The sequence below is a fragment of the Synechococcus sp. CS-1329 genome (assembly GCF_025128055.1).
Classification (GTDB): domain Bacteria; phylum Cyanobacteriota; class Cyanobacteriia; order PCC-6307; family Cyanobiaceae; genus Regnicoccus_A.
The window spans coordinates 18,591-36,481 of the sequence record NZ_JAHLYS010000028.1 but is presented as its reverse complement, the minus strand read 5'-3'; the positions used below and the strand labels follow the sequence as shown (position 1 = coordinate 36,481).

Sequence of the window (17,891 nt, the reverse complement as noted above, 5' to 3'; positions counted from 1 at the left end):
ACCAACGGTCGATCGCCAATGTCCCCTCATCTTACGAAGGCTCAGCCAGGCTGGTTCACCAGCTCCCCACCGCGCAGATCCGCCACCGGCAGGCACACCCACTCCGCCTGTGGCTTCAGTTTGATGTTGGCGGGGCTGGCGGCCAGGGCCTGGCGGCGCTGCTGGAAGGCCCCTAAGCGCTGCTCCAGAGCCGGCACCGCCAGCAGGCGCTCCTCCAGCCGCCGCTCCGCCCGCTTATACAGGCTGAGATCCAGTTCGGTCACGAACATCGCCTGCGGGCGACCCTCCGGCCGATCGCCGTTGCCGTTCTGGCTCACGGGGCGGGTGCTGTTCTTGGCTTCGGGGTAAGCCAGATCCATCGGCATCCCCATCTGCTCCAGCTGGTGCTCCAGCGCCACCATCGATTCGTCGTAGCGCTCCACCAGCCCCACAAACAGATCCTCCCGGTTCAGATCGATCAGCTCCGGCCGCGCCGCCCAGCCCTTGCGCAGCTGCCAGTCCACCGCCTCCTGCGGCGACAGGTGCCGGGTCTGGTAATTGGAGAGCGTCGAGCGCACCAACCCTTCAACGTAGTGCGCAAACGGCATCGGCTGAAGCGAGTCCTGCACCTCGGTCTGGAAGCGATAGGCCGAGGCGATCCGCGCCATCGGCTCCCGCAGCAGTGCCACCTTCAGCCGGGCCACCGCCCCGGGCGGCGGCAGCGTGATCAAGTGAGACGTGACCGCCAGCGGCGCCTGCTCGCGCAGATGCTCCTCCACCAGCCGCCAGTCGAGCCGGGCCCCCGAACTGGGCGATTCCACATAGAGCACCTTGCCGCCACTGGCCCGCTCCAGCGACCAGATGAACGTGGTGCCCGCGCACTTGAACCCATGCAGGTGGAGGAGGTTGGCGAGCAACGGACAGCTGCTGGTAGCCCTCCAGCATAAATTCAGGGCGGCGTCAGCAGCTGTTGGGCGCGCTGGAGGGTGTGGCTCAGCCGGGCCAGCAGCTGCTGCAGTTGCTCGTGTTCACCCACCCAGTGGTCGAGTTCCTGCTCCTGCTGCTGCACCAGCCGCACCAGCAGGTCCCTCTCCTCCCGGTCGCGGCTGAGGTCTTGCACCAGCTGCTCCAGCCGCTCATCGCGGTCGCCCAGGGCCTCGCTGTGGTGGTCCCAGTGGCGCAGGACACTCAGCAGCTGCAGTGCATCCAGCGGCCGGCGCCATTGCTGGCCGTCGCCCTCGCGGCCATGGCGGTCGGCCCAGCCCTCCAGATCCAGGTAGCCGTTGAGCAGCTCCGGGCGGCTCTGCAGCAGCGCCCGGGTGCTCAGGTTCAGCACCTCCGCCGGCAGCGCCCCGCCGCCAGACGAGCGTCGCCGCCGGGCCTCCAGCTCCAGTTCCGGCAGCTGCTGGCGCAGCCGGGCCTCCAGCTCCGGCGTGCTCAAGGCCAGGTTCACCAGCTGCAGCCGCTGCCGGTCGCGGCGTTTGAGCGTTACCGCCAGGGCCATCTGCCGCTGCCACTGATCCAGCAGGTCTTGCTCACTGGCGGCGTTGCCGCTGCCGGCCACCAGCTCCGCCAGCGCGGCATCCGGCGGCCCGTAGAAAATCCAGGCCTGCCAGTGGGCCAGCCCCGCCTGACCCGCCGCCAGCTGCTCCAGCGCTGGGGCCCCGGCCGAGCGCTGCAGCCCCAGGCCGCTGCCGGGCAACCCGTAGAGCCAGAGCCCTGCTGAAGGGGAGTCCATCGGGGTCACCTGTGGGCCTGGATGCAGAGGATGCGCCCCAGAATGATGGCCTGTGTCTTCTCGGTCGGTGCTTCAGAAGCAGACACTCCTCGAAGGCCTGCGGGCCCTGCCGGGCGACGACTCGCTCTTCCGGGCCCTCACCGGCCTGCTGGATCAGGAGGCCCACTGGAGCGAGCTGCGCCGCGTGGTGCTGGAGCAGCTGCCCCACCTGCCCCGTGGCTCCAGGCTCGAAGCCCAGGCCGCCTACCTCGGCGGCAAGGCCTGCCTGGAGCTGGGCGACCTGCGCCAGGCCCTCTCGCTGGTCACCCGGGCGATCCAGATCCAGGCCGATTTCGCCTACAGCCACCACATCCACGGCCGTGTGCTGGCGCGCATGGGCCGCCGCGTTGAGGCCCTCCTGGCCCAGCAGCGCTGCGCATCCCTGGCGCCCGCCTTCCCCTGGTGCTGGTTCGAGATCGGCCAGCTGCAGCTGGAGATCAACCAGATGGCCGCCAGCCGCGAAGCCCTGCAGCGGGCCCTGCAGCTGGCCGAAGCCCAGGATCCCGGCGGCCCATCGCCGCAGCTGTTCCGCCGTGCCCTCGCCGCGGTGGAGGATCGGGCCCAGCTCGAGGAGCGCCGCGCCGCCGCCAGGGTGCTCTGGCCCGCCCGCCCCGAGCTGGGCCCCCAGGATCGGCTCAGCACCATCGAGGAGCTGGCCCTCAGCGTGGAGCAGTTCTCACTGTTTCTTGATCGGCTTGAGCCGCCAGCTGGCGACTGAACTGAAACTCGGCTTCTCCATCAGGGGAGCTCGAGGCCGCCCAGTTCCCGCGGCCGGCCGTCGGTCGTGTCGTTGGCGCAGGCGGCGGGCCACCAGGGGCCGCTGCCCGCCATCGCCGCCGGCCAGCGCTGGCGCAGCAGGGCCATCGCCGGCGCCCAGGTGCCGCTGGCCAGCGCATCACGGCTGGCCGCCTCGGCATGCCAGAGCGTGGCCTCCGGCACCACCACATGGCGCAGACCCCGGGCCCCCAGCCGCAGGCAGAAGTCCACGTCATTGCCCTCCACCGGCAGGGCCGGCTCAAAGCCGCCCACCGCCTGGAACAACGGCCGCCGCACCATCAGGCAGGCCCCGGTGACGGCCGGCCAGCCGCTCAGCCAGCCGGCCCGACCCCGGTGCACCGCCGTGGCCGCCGGCAGCCCGCGGTAGGGGTGCTCGCAGCCCGGCCCCAGCCCCGGCAGCAGCCCGGCGTGCTGGATCCTGCCCGCCGCCGGGCTGCCCGGTGGGTAGAGCAGCCGCGCCCCCACACAGCCGATCTCCGCTCGCTGCGCCTGGCTCGCCATCGCCCTCAACCAGCCGCCATCGCCGGCCGCCGCCAGTGCCGGCGGCACCGCCACGTCGTTGTTGAGGAACAGCAGCAGCCCGCCCTGGGCCTCGGCGGCGGCGCGGTTGTTCAGCCGGCTCCAGTGGAACGGTTCATCCATCTCCAGCCGGCGGCAGCAGGCCCCCGGCCGCTCCTGCCAGTGGCGCAGCAGCGCCGCGGTGGCCTCCAGCCGTGAGCCGTTGTCCACCACCAGCCACTCCAGCCGCACCGGCCCGCGGCTGGCCTCCACGCTGCCCAGGCACTGGGCCAGCAGGTCGGGGCGATCACGGCTCAGCACCACCACACTCAGGCGCAGGCTGGCTGGCTGCGGCCAGGCCAGGCGGAACCCGGCCGGTGGGGGGTCCGCCTGGCCTGGCCGTACGCCCGCGTCCGCTGTCACCGTCACCCCCGGCTCGCCCGCCAGGGCCAGGGCCTCGGCCAGCGCAGCGCCGTGGGCCTCGCTGCGGCAGGGATCGTCGGCGGCGTTCTGGCGCCGGTGCAGCAGGATGCGCCCCAGGCTTTCGATCCGGGGCTCTCGCGCCAGCGCCGCCAGCTGCCAGCGCCAGCGCGCCAGCCGCCGCTGCTCCGGGTCCTCCCCCGCCACTGCTGGCTCCAATCCCTGCTGCTCCAGCCAGCCGCGTCGCCAGATCGCGCCGCCCTCCAGCCAGGGGGTGGCCCAGAAGCTCTCCGCCACCCAGCCGGGCTTCCACCAGGGGTCGTGGCGACGGCCTTGGGCATCGAGGCGGTCTTCATCGGGCACCAGCAGATCCGGCGGCGCCGCCAGCCGGCACTGCAGCCAGGCCGCCAGCCAGGCCTGGGCGCCGGGGCGCAGCACGGCATCCGGGGCCAGATCGAACCACCAGCCGCTGAGGTCCACAGGCGGGCCAGCGCCGGGCTCGGGCGCCGCCGCCGGCCCGGCCGCCTCGAAGCGCTCGATCCACAGCGCATAGGCCGCGGGCGGCAGGCCATCGGCCAGCCGCCGCCCACCGAACAGGCCGCTCAGTTCCATCCCCCGGGCCTGCCGCGCCCGCACGCCGATCCAGCCCTGCTGCGGCAGGGCGGCGGCGGCGGCCCGGAAGGCGGCGGCCGCCTCGCCCCAGCGCTCCGCCATCGCCAGCAGCTCCCCCGCCGCAAAGGCGTTCCAGCCCAGGCGCGGATCAACCCGCAGGCTGGCGCGCTGCAGGGCCAGCGCCTGCTCAGGCCGCCCCTGCTCCGCCCGCAGCTTGCCCAGCAGGTGCAGGGCGCTGGCATGCTCCGGCTCCAGCGCCAGGCACTGCCACAGCGCCGCCTCCGCTTCCGCCGGCCGCTGGGCGTTCAGCGCGGCGGCTCCCTGCCCATACCAGGCCTGCGCCGCACCGGCCCGTTCACCGGTGTCGCTCATCGATCAGGCTGCGGGCGAACGCTGCCATGATCAGCCCGATCGCTCCCACCAGATGTCGTCACGGGCGCTCACCGTCAATCTCTGGGGTCACCTCAGCGGTGGCTTCGGGCTGGGGGAAGGGGCTCGCTGCACCGCCCGGGCGCTGGAGGCGGCGGGCCTGCGCGTGCAGTGGCGCGACCTGCCCCTGGCCACCCACAGCAACGACCAGCCCCTGCCGCCGGGCGGCGCCCTCCAGCCGGCCGCCATCGACCTGATCCACACCAACCCCAATGTGCTGCGTCAGAGCGATGGCCTCGCCCGGCAGCTCCACCTGCAGGCCCCCCTGCGCATCGGCTTCTGGGCCTGGGAACTCGACTCCTTTCCCTGGGGCTGGGAAGCGGGCTTCGCTGGCCTCGATCAGCTCTGGTGTCCCTCCAGCTTCACGGCCCAGGCCCTGGCCCTGCGCAGCCCCGTGCCCGTTTCAGCCCTGCCGCACCTGATCGACTGGGATCGGGCCGATCGGCTGGCCATGACCCGCCTGGCCCAACCGCCGCGTCGCCCCGGCCAGCCCTTCACGGCCCTGTTCGCCTTTGATTTCTGGAGCACCGAAGGCCGCAAGAACCCCTACGGCGCCATCGAGGCCTTCCGCCTGGCCTTCCCCGCTGATGCTGCCCCACCGGCGCGGCTGGTGCTCAAGCTCTCCAGCGCCGAGCAGTTCCCCGAGGCCCGCGCCCGCCTGCGCGCCCACTGCGCCGGCGATGCCCGCCTCCACCTGGTGGAGCGCCACCTGAGCCTGCCGGAGCTCGAAGCGCTCTACGCCAGCGCCGATGTGCTGCTCAGCCTGCACCGCGCCGAAGGCTTCGGCCTCACCCTCGCCGAGGCCATGGCCGGCGCCCTGCCGGTGGTGGCCACGGGCTATTCCGGCAACCTCGACTTCATGCCCCCCGGCAGTGCCGTGCTGGTGCCCTACACCCTGGAGCCCATCGCCCGCAGCGAGGGCGACTACCGCCAGGGGGAGCTCTGGGCGCAACCCCACCTGGAGGTGGCCGCCACCGCCCTGCGGCGCCTGGCCCGCGATGGCGACCATCACCGCCACCTGGCCCTTGCCGGCCGTCGCGCCGTGCAGGAGCGGCTGGCCACGGAGCGGCTGGCGGCGGTGGTGCGCCAGCGCCTCGGCTGCCTGCTCAGCCAGGCCTAATCGGGATCCAGCAACCGAGCCAGCCGCTCGGCCAGCTGCCGCTCCTGCCCATCACTGCTGTCCGCCAGCACCGCCAGCACGCCGTCCAGATCCAGGCGGAACAGCTGGTGGCGCCACACCAGGGCCCGCACCGCCGGATCGGGGCAGCCGTGGCCCTGCAGCCAGGCCGCCAGGGCCGGCCCCTGCACCCGCAGCGCCGCGGCACAGGCCCCCTCCAGCCAGGGCGCAGGGGCCTGCCAGTTCCAGGGCGGCGGCTCGGCGGCGGCCAAGCGCTCCAGCCGCTCGATCGCCGCCGCCTCGCTGCCCGCATGCAGCACCTCCAGCAGGTTGCGGCTGGTGAGCGGGCTGTCGCTGCCCCAGGCCAGGGCCTGCTCATACGCCTCCACCGCCGCCACCGGGTCCTGCAGCGCCCGGTGGGCATCCCCCAGCTTGTGCGGCGTCCAGAAGCTGCGGTTGCCCGCCAGCAGCGCCTTCTGCAGCACCACGCAGCCCTGGGCCGCCTTGCCCTGCATCAACAGCGCCTGGCCCAGCAGGTCGAGTAGCTCCGCATGGTTCGGCGCCAGCTCCAGCAGCGGCGTCAGCAGCCGCTCCAGCTGGGGCCAGTCGCACGCGGCCCGGGCCGCCTGGGCCTGCTGCCAGAGCAGCTGGCGTGGATCGCCACCGGAATCGCTCATGCCGCCCCCTGGCAAGAGCCCGCCGCCGCGAAGGGGTCACGGCCGGCCGCCAGATCGGCGAGCAGCGCCATCTGCCGGGCCACACCGCGGCGGCGATCGAAGCGCTCCACCACCCGGCGCCGGGCCGCCAGCCGCAACGCGCCCAGGGTCGTCTGCCGCTTCAGCACCTCCAGCAGCGTGGCCGCCAGGGCGGCGGGATCGTGCATTGGCACCAGCAGACCCTGGCGGCCGTGCTCGATCACCTCCTGCACCGGCGCGGTGCTGGAGCCCACCACCAAAGCACCGCAGGCCATCGCCTCCAGCAGGCTCCAACTCAGCACGTAGGGCTCCGTGAGATACACATGCGCCCAGCTCAGCTGAAACACCTGCAGCAGCTGCTGGTAGGGCAGCAGCCCCGTGAAGTGCACCCGCCGCGGGTCGAGGCGGTCCCCCAGCTCCGCCAGCAGCTGCCGCTTCCAGCTGCCGCCGCCAGGCGCCGCTGGGCCGTAGCCCGCCGCCTCATCGCCCACGATCACCACCTGCACGCCGGCGTGCCGCGCCAGCACCTCCGGCAGGGCGCGCAACAACGTGTCGAAGCCGCGCAGCGGCTCCAGGTGCCTCGACACATAACTGATCAGCGGCTGGGCGCTCTGCAGGCACACGCCACCCGGCAAGGGCAACGGTGCCGCCGGCTGGGGAGCGCAGCGCTGCAGGTCGATCCCCTCATGAATCGTGGCGATGCGCGGCCGCAGCCAGGGGGGAAAGCTCTGGCGCTGGAAGGCTGTGGCGCTCAGGCCGGCCGCCATGCGATGGGCCGCCTGCAGCGTGGTCCATTGCATCAGAGCGGGCCCCGCCCCCGGCGCCTGGCCCAGGGGCGGCGGCAGCCGCGCCAGATCCAGTTCCATCAGGGCCAGCAGCGGCACCCCGGGGAACACATCATCGAGAAAGAGCAGATCACCCCAGAAGGGATGCCCCGCCACCACATCGGGGCGCCAGCCCTCGCCCGCCAGCCGCCGCAGCTGCTCCGCCACCCGCCGCCCCTGGGCCAGCTGGGCCAGGGTGCGCCGCTCGATCCCCGCCTGGCGCAGCTCCCGGTCGGCATCGGCGGCGATCCTGCAATAGCGCAGTCCCGCCAGGGCGGGTTGATCGTGGCGGCAGCCGATGGCCACCACCTCGTGCCCTGCCGCCACCAGCGCCGGGGCCAGGTGGCGGAACTGGCCCGGGAAGTTCTGGTGGATCAGCAGCACCCGCATCGGCGCGGCTCAGCGGAGGGTGCGCACGGCGTTGGCGTCGCGGCTCAGCGAGCTGGTCAGCAGCGACAGCAGGGTGCGTTTGTCGAGGCGCAGATCCACCTGGATCGCCATGCCGGCCTGGAGCTGGAAGCGTTGGTCGCCCAGCTGCAGGTCCTGGCGCTGGAGCTGCAGAAACACCGGGAAGCGCTCGAAGCGGAAGGTTTCATCCGCGGGCAGGGCATCGGTGCCGATCGTCTGCACCGTGGCCTCGATCGTGCCGTAGCGGCTGCGGTCGTACGACACCACCGACACATCGGCCTGCTGACCCGGCCGCACAAAAGCCAGGTCCTGGTTGCCCATGAAGGCCTCGGCCCGCAGGCTGTCGGAGGGCACCAGCTGCAGCAGCACTTCGCCCACACCCACCACCAGCGACGGCTTGGCCTGCAGGTTGAGGATCGTGCCCGTGAGCGGGGCCCGCAGCACCACCCGCTCCAGCCGTTCGCGCGTTTCCACCTGGCTGGCCCTGTTGTCGGCCTGCTGCCGGGCCAGTTCCGCCTGCTTCTGGCTCGATTCAGCCCTCAACTTCACCCGTTGCTTGAGGTTCTGGTTCAGCTGGGATTCCAGTTGCGCCAGTGTTTTCTGATACTCCAGCAGCTGGAAGCGCGAAGCGGCCCCCTCGGTTTCCAGCTCCTGCAGGCTGGAGAGCTGCTGCTGGTTGATCGAGATCTGGCTCCTGAGCCCGGCTTCGTTGGCCTCCAGCTCCGCCAGGGCCCCCTGCAGGCGGATCAGCTCCGCCTCCGTGCTGCTGCTCAGCTCGCGCTTCTGGGTGGCCAGAGCCGCCTGGCGGCCGCGCAGAACCGTGCTGTTGAGCACCACCAGCGGCGCGCCCGCCTGCACCAGCTCCCCCTCCTTCACCAGCACGCTGCTCACCTGGCCCGGCTCATCCGGTTTCACATCCTGGGTGGAGCGCATCGTGCGCAGCACCCCCGGCACCGTCACGATCTGATCCACCTTCACCAGCGCCGCCACCCCCACCCCGGTGAACACCAGGGCCGCAATGGCACCCCCCAGCAGCATCGGCACCATCGGCGTGGGCCGGCTCTCCAGCCGCAGGCTCTGGGCCTGAAGGGAAGACGGTCCAGCACCTCCGCCAGCCGCTGACGACATCGAACTTCCCTTGGATGCCGCCCTGTTCTGAGAGATGGCCCTCTTCAGAGCGTCGGTTCGGCGGGTGTTGGGAAGTTTCATCCCGCCTGATTTAAGTGGAGGCATAACGAAGAACCGTGAAAACGATTAAGTGGGCGTTGAGCTGCCGATCTGCTGCTGCCACAGCGCTGCGTACGACCCCTTCCTGTTGAGCAGTTCGGCATGGTGGCCGTCTTCGATGATCTGTCCGCTTTCCATGTACAGAATCCGATCGGTGTCGGTGAGCGTGGTCAGCCGGTGGGTGATGAACACCATTGTGGACCCGGAAAAGCGCTGCACCAGGTTGCGGTACACCTGCCGCTCGGTGTCGGCATCGAGGGCGGAGGTGGCCTCATCGAGGATCAGCAGCGAGGGATCCTGCAGCACGGTGCGGGCCAGGCAGAGGCGCTGCCGCTGGCCACCGCTCAGCCCCGCCCCCCGCTCGCCCAGGCGGGTGGCATAACCATTGGCCAGGCCCATGATGAACTCGTGGGCCACCGCCACCCGGGCCGCCTCCGTCACCGCCTCGATGTCGGCATCCGGGTTGTTCAGGCGGATGTTGTCGAGCACGGTGCCCTCGAACAGCAGGCTGTCCTGGGGCACATAGCCGATGTGGCGGCGCAGACCCGCCAGCTGCAGCTTGTCGATGGCATAGCCATCGAGGTAGATGTGCCCGTCGCGCGGCAGGTAGAGGCGGTCGATCAGCTGCACCAGCGTGCTCTTGCCGCTGCCGCTCAGCCCCACGATGCCCACCAGCTGGCCGGCTGGAATCAACAGGTCAAGTTCATCCAGCAGCAGCGCCCCGCGATCGCCGTAGCGGAAACTCACCTGCTCGAAGCGCAGCTCCCCCTTCACCGCCGCCAGCGGCAGGGCCTGGCGATCCTCTTCGCCCACCTCCGGCAGCGTCAGCATCACATCACTCAGACAGGCCAGCGACAGCTGCATCTCCTGGTAGCCCTGCCAGAGCGAGGTGAGCCGCAGCAGCGGCGCCACCATGCGGCCGGCCAGCAGGCGCACGGCGATCAGGGCACCCACATTCAGCTGGTTGTCGATCACCAGCCAGGCCCCCACCACGAACACCAGCAGTTCCAGCAGGGCCTGCACCAGATTGCCGGTTTCGCCCAGCAGGCTGGCCAGCTGGGTGAGCCGGAAGCGCGTGTTCGTGAAGCGGCGGTAGCGCTCCAGCCACTCCCAGCGGGCCACCACCTCGAAGTTCTGGCTCTTGACCGTGCGCATGCCGCTGAGGATCTCCACCAGATAGGAGCTGGAGGCGGCGGCGTAGCGGTTGCTCTCCTTGATCAACCGCTGCAGCACCGGCGTGCTGACCAGATTGAGCGCAATCAGCACCGGCACCACCGCCAGCGTGAGCCAGGTGAGGGTGGGGCTGATGGCGAACAGCACCACCAGGAACACCCCACTGAAGAGCACATCCAGCCCCACCCCCAGCACCTGCTCCACCAGGAACTGGCGGATCGTGTAGAGCTGGTTCACGTTGTAGAGAATGGCGCCCACCTGGCGCCGCTCGAAATAGGGCAGCGGCAAGCGCAGCAGGTGCTCCACCACCGCCGAGCCCAGGCGCACATCCACCCGGTCGGAGAGGTCGGCGCTCAGGAACGTGCGCACGCCGTTGCTCACACTGCCGGCAATCGCGGTCACCGTGAGCACCACCGCCAGCGGCAGCAGCAGCGAGGTGTTCTGCTGGCCGATCACCGAATTGAGCAGGATCATCACCCCCAGGGGGAAGGCGGCGGCGAGGGCCTTGCCCACGAAGCCCGAGATCAGGATCAGCCCCAGCAGATTCGGATAGCGCAGAAAAGCCGGCAGGAACCAGCCCAGCCCGAAGCTGCTGGCCTGCTGGTCCAGTCGCTCCGGCCGGATCACCAGCACGTCGAGGCCATCGGGGAAGCGCTCCTGCAGCTGGGCCAGGCCGTAGCGGCGCAGGCCGTGGCGCGGATCACCGATCAGCACACCGCCGCGCGCCCCGCCCGCCAGCAGCAGCACAAAGGCACCGTCGAGGTCGAGCATCACCGGCGGCTCCAGCCGGGCCAGGTCCCAGGGGCGGGCGCGCAGCGGCCGGGTTTCAAAGCCGATCGCCTCCAGCTGCAGACCCACCTGGGGCAGGCGCAGAGCCCCCAGCCGTTCCTCGATGTCCTCCAGGCTGCGGCGCAGCAGATCCTCCGAAACAGCCAGGCGCCGGGCCGCCGCCAGGTGCAGGATGCAGATCAGCGCCTGCTCCACCCGGTCGATCGCGCTGCCCCGGCTGCTGAACGGGGCCATCCCGTCGATCGCGCTCGCTGGCAGCTCGTCGTGGGCCTCGGCCTCGGCCTCAGCCTGAAGGCTCACCTCCAGGCCCGAGGGGCGGGTCACGGTGAGGGCCGAGCTGCTGTCGTTCGCCGCCACCGGCGCCACCAGGGCCGCCTCCGGAATCGCCAGCACCCGCGACGGCAGCGGGCCGGCACTCTGCCGCCAGCGATTCGATTCCGTCGTCAGCCGCTCGCCCGGCTGCAACCCACCGGGTTGGCGCGGACCGCTGAACAGCAGCAGATGCCCGGAGGGCAGCTCATCGGCTGGACCCAGCACGCGGGTGTCTCGCTGCAGCTGGCGCAGCTGGCCCTGCTGATCCTCCACAAACACTCCCTGCCGCGCCCACTCGCCGACCATCAGCACCGCCAGCTCCTCGAAGCTCGGCACCATCAGGGCCCGGCGCAGGCCGGCGTCGGCCTCCAGCGCCGCCAGCGCCACCGGCGCCGACACCAGCAGCAGGGTGCTGGGCCGCGAGGCAGTCAAAGTCAGCTCCGGCTCCCCCCGCCACAGGGCCGACCAGCCCAGCCATTCGCCGGCCTCGGCAAAACCCATGTTCCAGGGGGAGCCGCCCGGCTTGGCCAGCAGCCGCCGCAGCCGGCCCTCCAGCACCAGCGCGGCGCCGCCGGGCAGCTGGCCGGCCCGCTGCAGGGCCTGGCCCATGGGCAGCTGCACCAGACGCGCTCCAGCCGCCAGGGCCAGCAGCCGTTCCTCGGAGAGGTCCTGCAGCAGCGGCGATCGACGCAGCAGGTCGGCGACACGGTTCATCGGTTAGGGGGTGGTGGGGTCGTCCTGGGGATCGCCTTGCAGGCGCTGCTGCAGTGTGCTCAGCTGTTGCAGCAGCCACTGGCCGCGCAACTGGCCCAGCAGCTGCTGGCGCAGCGGTTCATCCAGCTGCGCTGATTCGAGGGATTCCACCCGCATCAGGTGCACGCTGCCGTTGATGTCGTGGGGGGGGATCAGCTCGCCGGGGGCGTAGCGGCGCACCACCTTGGCCAGCAGCGGGTTGAGCTGCTTCAGGCGGATCGGGCCGATCACGCCGCGGTTGGTGCGGTCGTTGCCCTGGGCGTAGTGCTCCACCAGGCTGGGGAAACTCAGTTCACCCTCCTGCAGCTGGAAGAACAGCTCGGTGGCCAGGTCGGGGTCGTTGATGCGCACCATGCTCATCACCACCCGGTCGTAGCTGAGCCGCTCCCGCAGGAACAGGCTGGCCACCTGGGCGCTCCAGAGCTCCTCGGTGACCACCCCCAGCCCCGCTTCAAAGCGCACCAGCCGCTCCAGCTGCTCCAGGTCGAGGCCCCGGCTGCGCCGCCAGACATCGAGGGCGTCGAGATCGGCCAGTCCCCGCCGCCGGCCATAGGCCAGCAGGGCCTCCTCCGGCTCGAGCTCAGGTTCGCCCTCCCCCTCCGCACCAGACGGGCCCGTGGCAGCGGACAGACCGGAACCCATCGCCACAAGGGCCTCCAGCAGGCGCCGCTGCAGGTAGGCGTCCAGCAGTTCGGTGGCGGCCAGGTTGGAGAGCAGCTCCGGCCCCGGCAGCGGCAGATGGTTGCCGAGCTCGCTGATGGCCGGCGGCAGGCTGACTTCGCTCACGGCTGCTGGGCCACGGCCCCGGGCTGGGCCAGCAGGTCGCGGTAAACCATCGCCGCCTCCTGGAAATCACCGCGGCGCTCCAGCAGCTGGGCCAGCTGGCGGATGGTGCCGCTCTCGGCTCCGCGGCGGCGCAGGTGCTGGAGCAGTTCGATCGCAGCCTCGTCCTCACCCATCGATTCCAGCGTCTGGGCGGCGGCGGCCAGGCTTTCGGGCCGCAGATGATCGGCCTTGATCCGGTGGATGCGCAGCACCAGCTGGGCCGCTTCCATCGGCCGCCCCAGCTGCTGCTGGGCCAGAGAAAGGTTGGTGAGGGAGGCCAGGGCCTCGTTGGAGTTGGGATCCACCAGACCAGTGGCGGTGGTGAGCAGCTGGCTCGCCTCCTCCAGCCGCCCGCTGGCCAGGCAGATGCCACCCAGATTCACCATGGCGCGGTAGTGGTTGGGGTTGAGGATCAGCGTGTCCCGGAACCAGTGCTCAGCCTGGGCGGCCTGGTTCTGCAGCAAATAGGCCAGCCCCATCAGGTTGGTGAGATCGGGGTCGCGGTGACCCTCCTGGATCAGCCCCTGCAGCTGCTGCTGCACGGCCTCGGCCGTGCTGGCGCTGAGCTGCTCCTTGAGCGGTTGCAGCCGCTGCTTCAGCGTGGCTGCCGCGGGGGCTGAGGCGGGAGCTGCAGAAACTGCTGGGGACCGGGGGGCGCCCATGGCTCCGCTGGCTCCGGTGCCGCCGGCGGGCGGCAGGCTGGGCCGCAGGCCCATGGCCGCTCCCTCCAGGCCCACAATCCCGCGCAGCGTCTGGTACGCCTGGCGGTAGAGCGGGCCGGCCAGGTCGAGGGCACCCTGCTGGGTCAGCTGTTCGGCGAAGGCATAGCAACGCTCGGCCTGCTCCAGGGTCAGGGCGGCGGGTAGGGCCGTGGAGCTCCGCGCCACTGGTGCCGGCTGACCCGCCACTCCAGCGGGCTGAGGATCACCACCGAGGAAGCGGATCAGGGCTCGGCGAAGGCTGCGGCGCTGGGGAGGAGGGCCGGATCCCAACATGGCAGTCGGTTGAGCGAAATGGAGCACATGGTCGCACGGGTATCGCTGGTGATTCCGTTCCGGAATGCGCTGCCCTGGCTGCCGGCCTGTCTGGCCTCCGTCGCCATCCAGCGGGAGGTGGCCCTCGATCTGGTGGCCGTCGATGACGGCTCCAGCGACGGCTCGGCGGCGCTGCTGGATCTCACCTGGCGTCAGCTGGGCTCGCCTGCCCCCCTGCGCATCCTCCGGCTCAGCGGCGTGGGGGTTTCAGCGGCCCGCAACGCCGGCTGGCGCGCCGCTCAGGCCGATCTGATCGCCTTCCTCGACGCCGACGACCTCTGCCTGCCCGGTCGCCTCGCGGCCCAGGCCCAGCAGCTGGAGGCCGACCCCAGCCTCGATCAGGTGCTCTGTGGCTGGCGCCGCTTCCACCAGCAGCCCAGCGAACCCGGCAGCTGGGAGGTGCGGCCCTGGCTGGAGGGTGCCGGCTTCGACCCCGCCAGCGCCTTTCGCCACAAGGCGGTGCTGCCCAGCGCCTGGATGCTGCGCCGCCGGGCCCTGGAGGCCTGCGGCGGCTTTGACCCCGGCCTGGCCCACGCCGAAGACGTGGATCTGCTGCTGCGTCTGGCCCAGGCCGGCGCCGCCGGGGCCTGGCAGCCGCGGGTGCTCTGCGCCTATCGCCTCAACCCCGCCGGCGCCAGCCGTCAGCTGCGCCGCCAGAGCCAGGCCCTGCTCTGGGTCCTCGGCCGGCGTCTGGCCTCACTGCCCGCCGGCGACCCCCTGCGCCAGCAGGGTCCTGAACTGCTGTTCGCCGCCCGCTCCTGGAGTGGCTGGAGCGCCTGGGTGGAGGGCGACCAGCCCCTGGCCCTCGAGCTCTGGCGCACCAGCTGGGGCGCCAGCCCGCTGGGGCCGGCGCGCACCTGGTTGCACCTGGCCCAGAGCGCCGAGCGGGCCAGTGCCCGGGTGGGACGACCCTTCCAGACTGAGGGGCTGTTGAGCCACCCCACCTGGCGCCACCTGGAAGATCACGTGCTCAGCGCCCTGCTGCGCCGCCCTCGGCGGGCCGGCAGCCCGCCGCCACCAAGCGCCGACGGCCCTGCCGAGGCCCTGCATCAGCGCGGCTGGGATCTGCTCGTGCACGGCTTCGAGGCGGCAGGGCTGGCCCAGTGGCGCCAGCAGCTGCAGGCGGAGCTGACGACCCTCGCCGGCCAGGGGCCCTGGTCCCCCTGGGAGCTGGCGGCCGCCTGGGGGCAGGGGCAGGATCCGGTGCTGCGGGTGCGGGTGCAGGGGCTGCGCTGGCTGGAGGAGCTGCTGGCCTGGGATGGCCAGCAGCCCGCCGTCGACACCCTGATCACCGGCCTGGTGGACCTGCTGCTGGCCTGGGCCGGCCTCGCCTGGGGCCAGAGCGGCCGTGGGGCCAGCGCACGCCTGGAGAAGGCCTTCGCCCTGCGCCCCCACCCCGGCCTGCTGCGCGCCCTCGCCCGCCTCTACCGCAACAACGCCCCCACCGGCGCCGCAGCGCTGGCTCAGCTGGCCGCACGGCTGGAGCACCAGAGCGCACCCGATGCCGCAGAGCCCGAATTCCTGCTGGAGCAGCGGCCCCAGCCGCCCGATCGCGGCTGCGAGGGGCCCGGATGCCACGACTGCGGCCTGGCCAGCCTGGCCAGCTGGGGCTCCACGCCCCTGGCCCCCGGCACCGTGCTCTGGACGGCACCGCCCTCACTCCTGGCACCGGCTCCGGCTCCAGACGCCCAGGTCGCGCCCCTGCAACGGCTCGCCGGCGGCTGCGCCTGGATTCGCGACCCCCTGGCCAATCCCTGGGGCACCACAACGGCGCTGGTGATCAGCGCCGGCAGCGGTGAGCGGCAGCCGGCGCTCTGCCGCTCCTATCCCCAGCCCTGGCCCGCCTGCCGCCTGGGGGAGCTGCTGGCCAGCCCCGCAGCGGCCGCCGCCGCGGAACCCTCCCCCGGCTCAGCGCCCCTGGAGCTGCAGGGTCAGGTTTTGGCGGTGGTGGATCTCTCCGCTGAGATTCACTACCACTGGTTGCTGGAGCAGCTGCCACGCCTTGGCCTGGCCCTCGACGCCCTCGATCCCGGCGAGCGCGCATCCCTGAAGGTCTGGCACAACGGCGGCGACGATCCCGCCCGGCTGGCGCTGCTGCAGCGGCTGCTGGGGCTGGAGCCCCGCCAGCTGATCGATGCCCGCCGCCATCCCCACATCCGCGCCGAACAGCTGCTGGTGCCGCCGTTTGCAGGCCGCTTCGGCTGGCCCTCGGGCCACGCCCAGAGCTGGTTGCGCCGCCGGCTGCTGCCCAGCCCGGGCTCCCGGGAGCAGGCTCAGCTGGGGCCGCGCCGGCGGCTCTGGCTCAGCCGGCAACCCTCAGCGCGGCGGCCGGTGTGGGGGGAGGCGGCCCTGCTGGAGCACCTCAAGCGCCAGGGGATGGGGCTCGAGCGGGTGGATCTGGCCGGAATGGACCTGCCCCAGCAGGCCGCCACCCTGGCCGCCGCTGAACTGGTGGTGGCCCCCCACGGCGGTGCCCTGGCCAACCTGGTGTTTGCCAGCGCCGGCACCCGCGTGCTGGAACTGCACCAGCCCCGCTATGCCCCCCCTTACTTTCATGGGATCGTGCAGCACCAGGGCCTGCAGCTGGCCTCCTGCGAACAGCCTGCCCTGACCCCAGCGCTCTACCGCGAGCTCGTGTTCGAGGGGTCGCTGTGCGAGCCGATCGCCCTCGACAGCCAGCGCACCGCCGCCGCCCTCCAAGCCCTGCTGGATTGGCCATGACCACCACCTCCCCATCCGCATCCGCCTCCCCCCAGCCCCCGCTCAGCGATCAGGCCCTGCTGGAGCGGCTGGCCGCCGGTGCCCTGGCCGGTCAGTTGGAGCTGGAGCTCTGTGAAGACCTGGCCCAGCGGCTGCTGGCCCTCGGCCAGGCCGGCCCGGCGGCCCGCTGGCAGGGCTGGAGCCTGGTGCCGCCCGATCGCGATCGCCTGCTCAAGGGGTTGGGAGAGGCCACCTTCCTGCTGCTGCCTTCCGCTGCGGACAGCTCCAGCACCGCCCCGGGCTCAGGGCCCACGGGCTGGCAGACCCTCGCCACCCAACTGGATCAGGGTGCGCCAGCGGATGTCCTCGAGGCGGCGGTGCGGGCCGTGCACCAGGAACCCCTGCCGGCCCGGGCCCTGGTGCTCTCGAGCTGCGATCAGCTGCTGGAGGCCGGTGCGCCCCAGGCCAGCCTCAGCCTGCTGGCGCGGCTGCTGGCCCAGGGCGAAGCCGACACGGCCCTGTGCAACCGTCTCGCCTGGACCCATCGCGCCATCGACGACGCCGGCCGCGCTGAACTCTGGTGCCGCCGCAGCCTGGCCATCGAGCCGGCCCAGCCCCTGATGTGGTTTCAACTGGCGCGGGTGCTGGTGGATGGCGGCATCCACGACGAGGGACTGGACTGCGCCGAAGCCGGCCTGCGCTTCGCCCCCGGCCATCCCTGGGGCCTGAAGCTGCGTCTGCGCTCCCTTGCGCTGGTGGGGGGTTGGTACACCTACGACCGGCTGCTGGAGCTGCAGGCCGTTCCGCCTGATCAGCCGTTCATGGCCGAACTGGCCCGGCAGCGCCCCCCCGCCCGTGCCGGACTGGCCCGGCGGCGGCCGGCGGATCCACCGCTGGATCTGCGCCTGCGCCTGCGCGGCCTGTTATGCAGCCTCGAGGGACCCGTGCTGCTGGTGCATGGCCGCAGCGCTGAGGCCCTCACCTGGCTCGCGGCGATGGAAGTGCTGCCCAGGGGGCTTGAGGTGGTTCCCATCGCCAGCCGTGATCCGCTGCGGGTTGCCGCAGCCCTCAGCGCCGCAGGCCTGGCCGTGGCGCTGGAGCATTCGCGCCATGCCCTCTGGCAGCTGGATCAGGCCAGCCTGGTGGTGCTGGAGCGACCCAGCGGCAGCCGCCTGCCGCTTCAGCTGGGCCCCTGGCTGCAGGGCCCTGCCCTGGTGCTGGCCCCCACGGGGCTGGTGAAGCTGCCGCAGCGGCGCAGCGGCGGGCTGGCCGGCTGGGAGCTGTTCCGCGGTCTGCACAGCTGATACTTCAGCGAGGGGGGCAAAGTCCAGCGGCGCCAGGGGCAGTCATTGGTAGTGATGGGCACTCCCTCTGGCCCAATCAGCTGGTATAAATGGGTTACTACTTGGTGAATCCAGCCCTGTGTATTCATTTGCGGGTATGATTGGGCAATTTTGGGCACACGCCACTGAACCACCGGTTTTTTGTCTGAAAATCCACACATCAAACTTGACAACCAGCTTCTGAATCTGATAAAAACGC

General features: G+C 71.8%; 13 protein-coding genes. 4 read left to right on the top strand and 9 right to left on the bottom strand.

Features of this window, described 5'->3' with window-relative positions; all coding sequences use genetic code 11:
* Positions 1 to 41: 41 nt before the first annotated feature.
* Together KQ304_RS05400 and KQ304_RS05395 are read right to left on the bottom strand one after the other, a co-directional pair.
* On the bottom strand, positions 42 to 896 hold the full coding sequence (locus tag KQ304_RS05400) for a hypothetical protein (protein WP_259736093.1): 855 nt from the start codon (positions 894 to 896) through the stop codon (positions 42 to 44).
* Positions 897 to 928: 32 nt separating this feature from the next.
* On the bottom strand, positions 929 to 1,717 hold the full coding sequence (locus KQ304_RS05395) for a hypothetical protein (protein ID WP_259736092.1): 789 nt from the start codon (positions 1,715 to 1,717) through the stop codon (positions 929 to 931).
* A gap of 67 nt (positions 1,718 to 1,784) precedes the next feature.
* Between KQ304_RS05395 and KQ304_RS05390 the strand changes: the two genes are divergently transcribed.
* Positions 1,785 to 2,474: a hypothetical protein gene (locus KQ304_RS05390; protein ID WP_259736091.1), complete on the top strand. Its 690-nt coding sequence runs from the start codon at positions 1,785 to 1,787 to the stop codon at positions 2,472 to 2,474.
* A gap of 20 nt (positions 2,475 to 2,494) precedes the next feature.
* On the opposite strand, the gene KQ304_RS05385 is transcribed toward KQ304_RS05390, so the two are convergent.
* Positions 2,495 to 4,435 carry a glycosyltransferase gene (locus tag KQ304_RS05385; protein ID WP_259736090.1) on the bottom strand — a complete coding sequence of 647 codons (1,941 nt, stop codon included), beginning with the start codon at positions 4,433 to 4,435 and terminating at the stop codon, positions 2,495 to 2,497.
* On the opposite strand from KQ304_RS05385, the gene KQ304_RS05380 reads away from it, so the two are divergent.
* Positions 4,425 to 5,612 carry a glycosyltransferase gene (locus tag KQ304_RS05380; RefSeq protein WP_259736089.1) on the top strand — a complete coding sequence of 396 codons (1,188 nt, stop codon included), beginning with the start codon at positions 4,425 to 4,427 and terminating at the stop codon, positions 5,610 to 5,612. The genes KQ304_RS05385 and KQ304_RS05380 overlap by 11 nt on opposite strands.
* On the opposite strand, the gene KQ304_RS05375 is transcribed toward KQ304_RS05380, so the two are convergent.
* From KQ304_RS05375 to KQ304_RS05350, 6 genes are all read right to left on the bottom strand, one after another.
* Positions 5,609 to 6,286 (bottom strand): M48 family metallopeptidase, encoded by a 678-nt coding sequence (locus KQ304_RS05375; protein ID WP_259736088.1) that lies wholly within the window; start codon positions 6,284 to 6,286, stop codon positions 5,609 to 5,611. The genes KQ304_RS05380 and KQ304_RS05375 overlap by 4 nt on opposite strands.
* Positions 6,283 to 7,518 (bottom strand): glycosyltransferase, encoded by a 1,236-nt coding sequence (locus KQ304_RS05370; RefSeq protein ID WP_259736087.1) that lies wholly within the window; start codon positions 7,516 to 7,518, stop codon positions 6,283 to 6,285. Before KQ304_RS05370 ends, KQ304_RS05375 begins: the two co-directional genes overlap by 4 nt.
* 9 nt (positions 7,519 to 7,527) lie before the next feature.
* Positions 7,528 to 8,664 carry an HlyD family secretion protein gene (locus KQ304_RS05365; RefSeq protein WP_259736086.1) on the bottom strand — a complete coding sequence of 379 codons (1,137 nt, stop codon included), beginning with the start codon at positions 8,662 to 8,664 and terminating at the stop codon, positions 7,528 to 7,530.
* Positions 8,665 to 8,790: 126 nt separating this feature from the next.
* Positions 8,791 to 11,751, bottom strand: coding sequence for a peptidase domain-containing ABC transporter (locus tag KQ304_RS05360; protein ID WP_259736085.1), 2,961 nt, complete (start codon positions 11,749 to 11,751; stop codon positions 8,791 to 8,793).
* 3 nt (positions 11,752 to 11,754) lie between these two features.
* Positions 11,755 to 12,576, bottom strand: coding sequence for a peptidylprolyl isomerase (locus tag KQ304_RS05355; RefSeq protein ID WP_259736084.1), 822 nt, complete (start codon positions 12,574 to 12,576; stop codon positions 11,755 to 11,757).
* Entirely contained in the window at positions 12,573 to 13,610 is a 1,038-nt protein-coding gene (locus tag KQ304_RS05350; RefSeq protein ID WP_259736083.1) for a tetratricopeptide repeat protein, read from the bottom strand. Before KQ304_RS05350 ends, KQ304_RS05355 begins: the two co-directional genes overlap by 4 nt.
* 27 nt (positions 13,611 to 13,637) lie before the next feature.
* Between KQ304_RS05350 and KQ304_RS05345 the strand changes: the two genes are divergently transcribed.
* On the top strand, positions 13,638 to 16,370 hold the full coding sequence (locus tag KQ304_RS05345) for a glycosyltransferase (protein WP_259736082.1): 2,733 nt from the start codon (positions 13,638 to 13,640) through the stop codon (positions 16,368 to 16,370).
* Entirely contained in the window at positions 16,367 to 17,653 is a 1,287-nt protein-coding gene (locus tag KQ304_RS05340; protein WP_259736081.1) for a hypothetical protein, read from the top strand. The genes KQ304_RS05345 and KQ304_RS05340 overlap by 4 nt, the downstream gene beginning before the upstream one ends.
* Positions 17,654 to 17,891 lie beyond the last annotated feature (238 nt).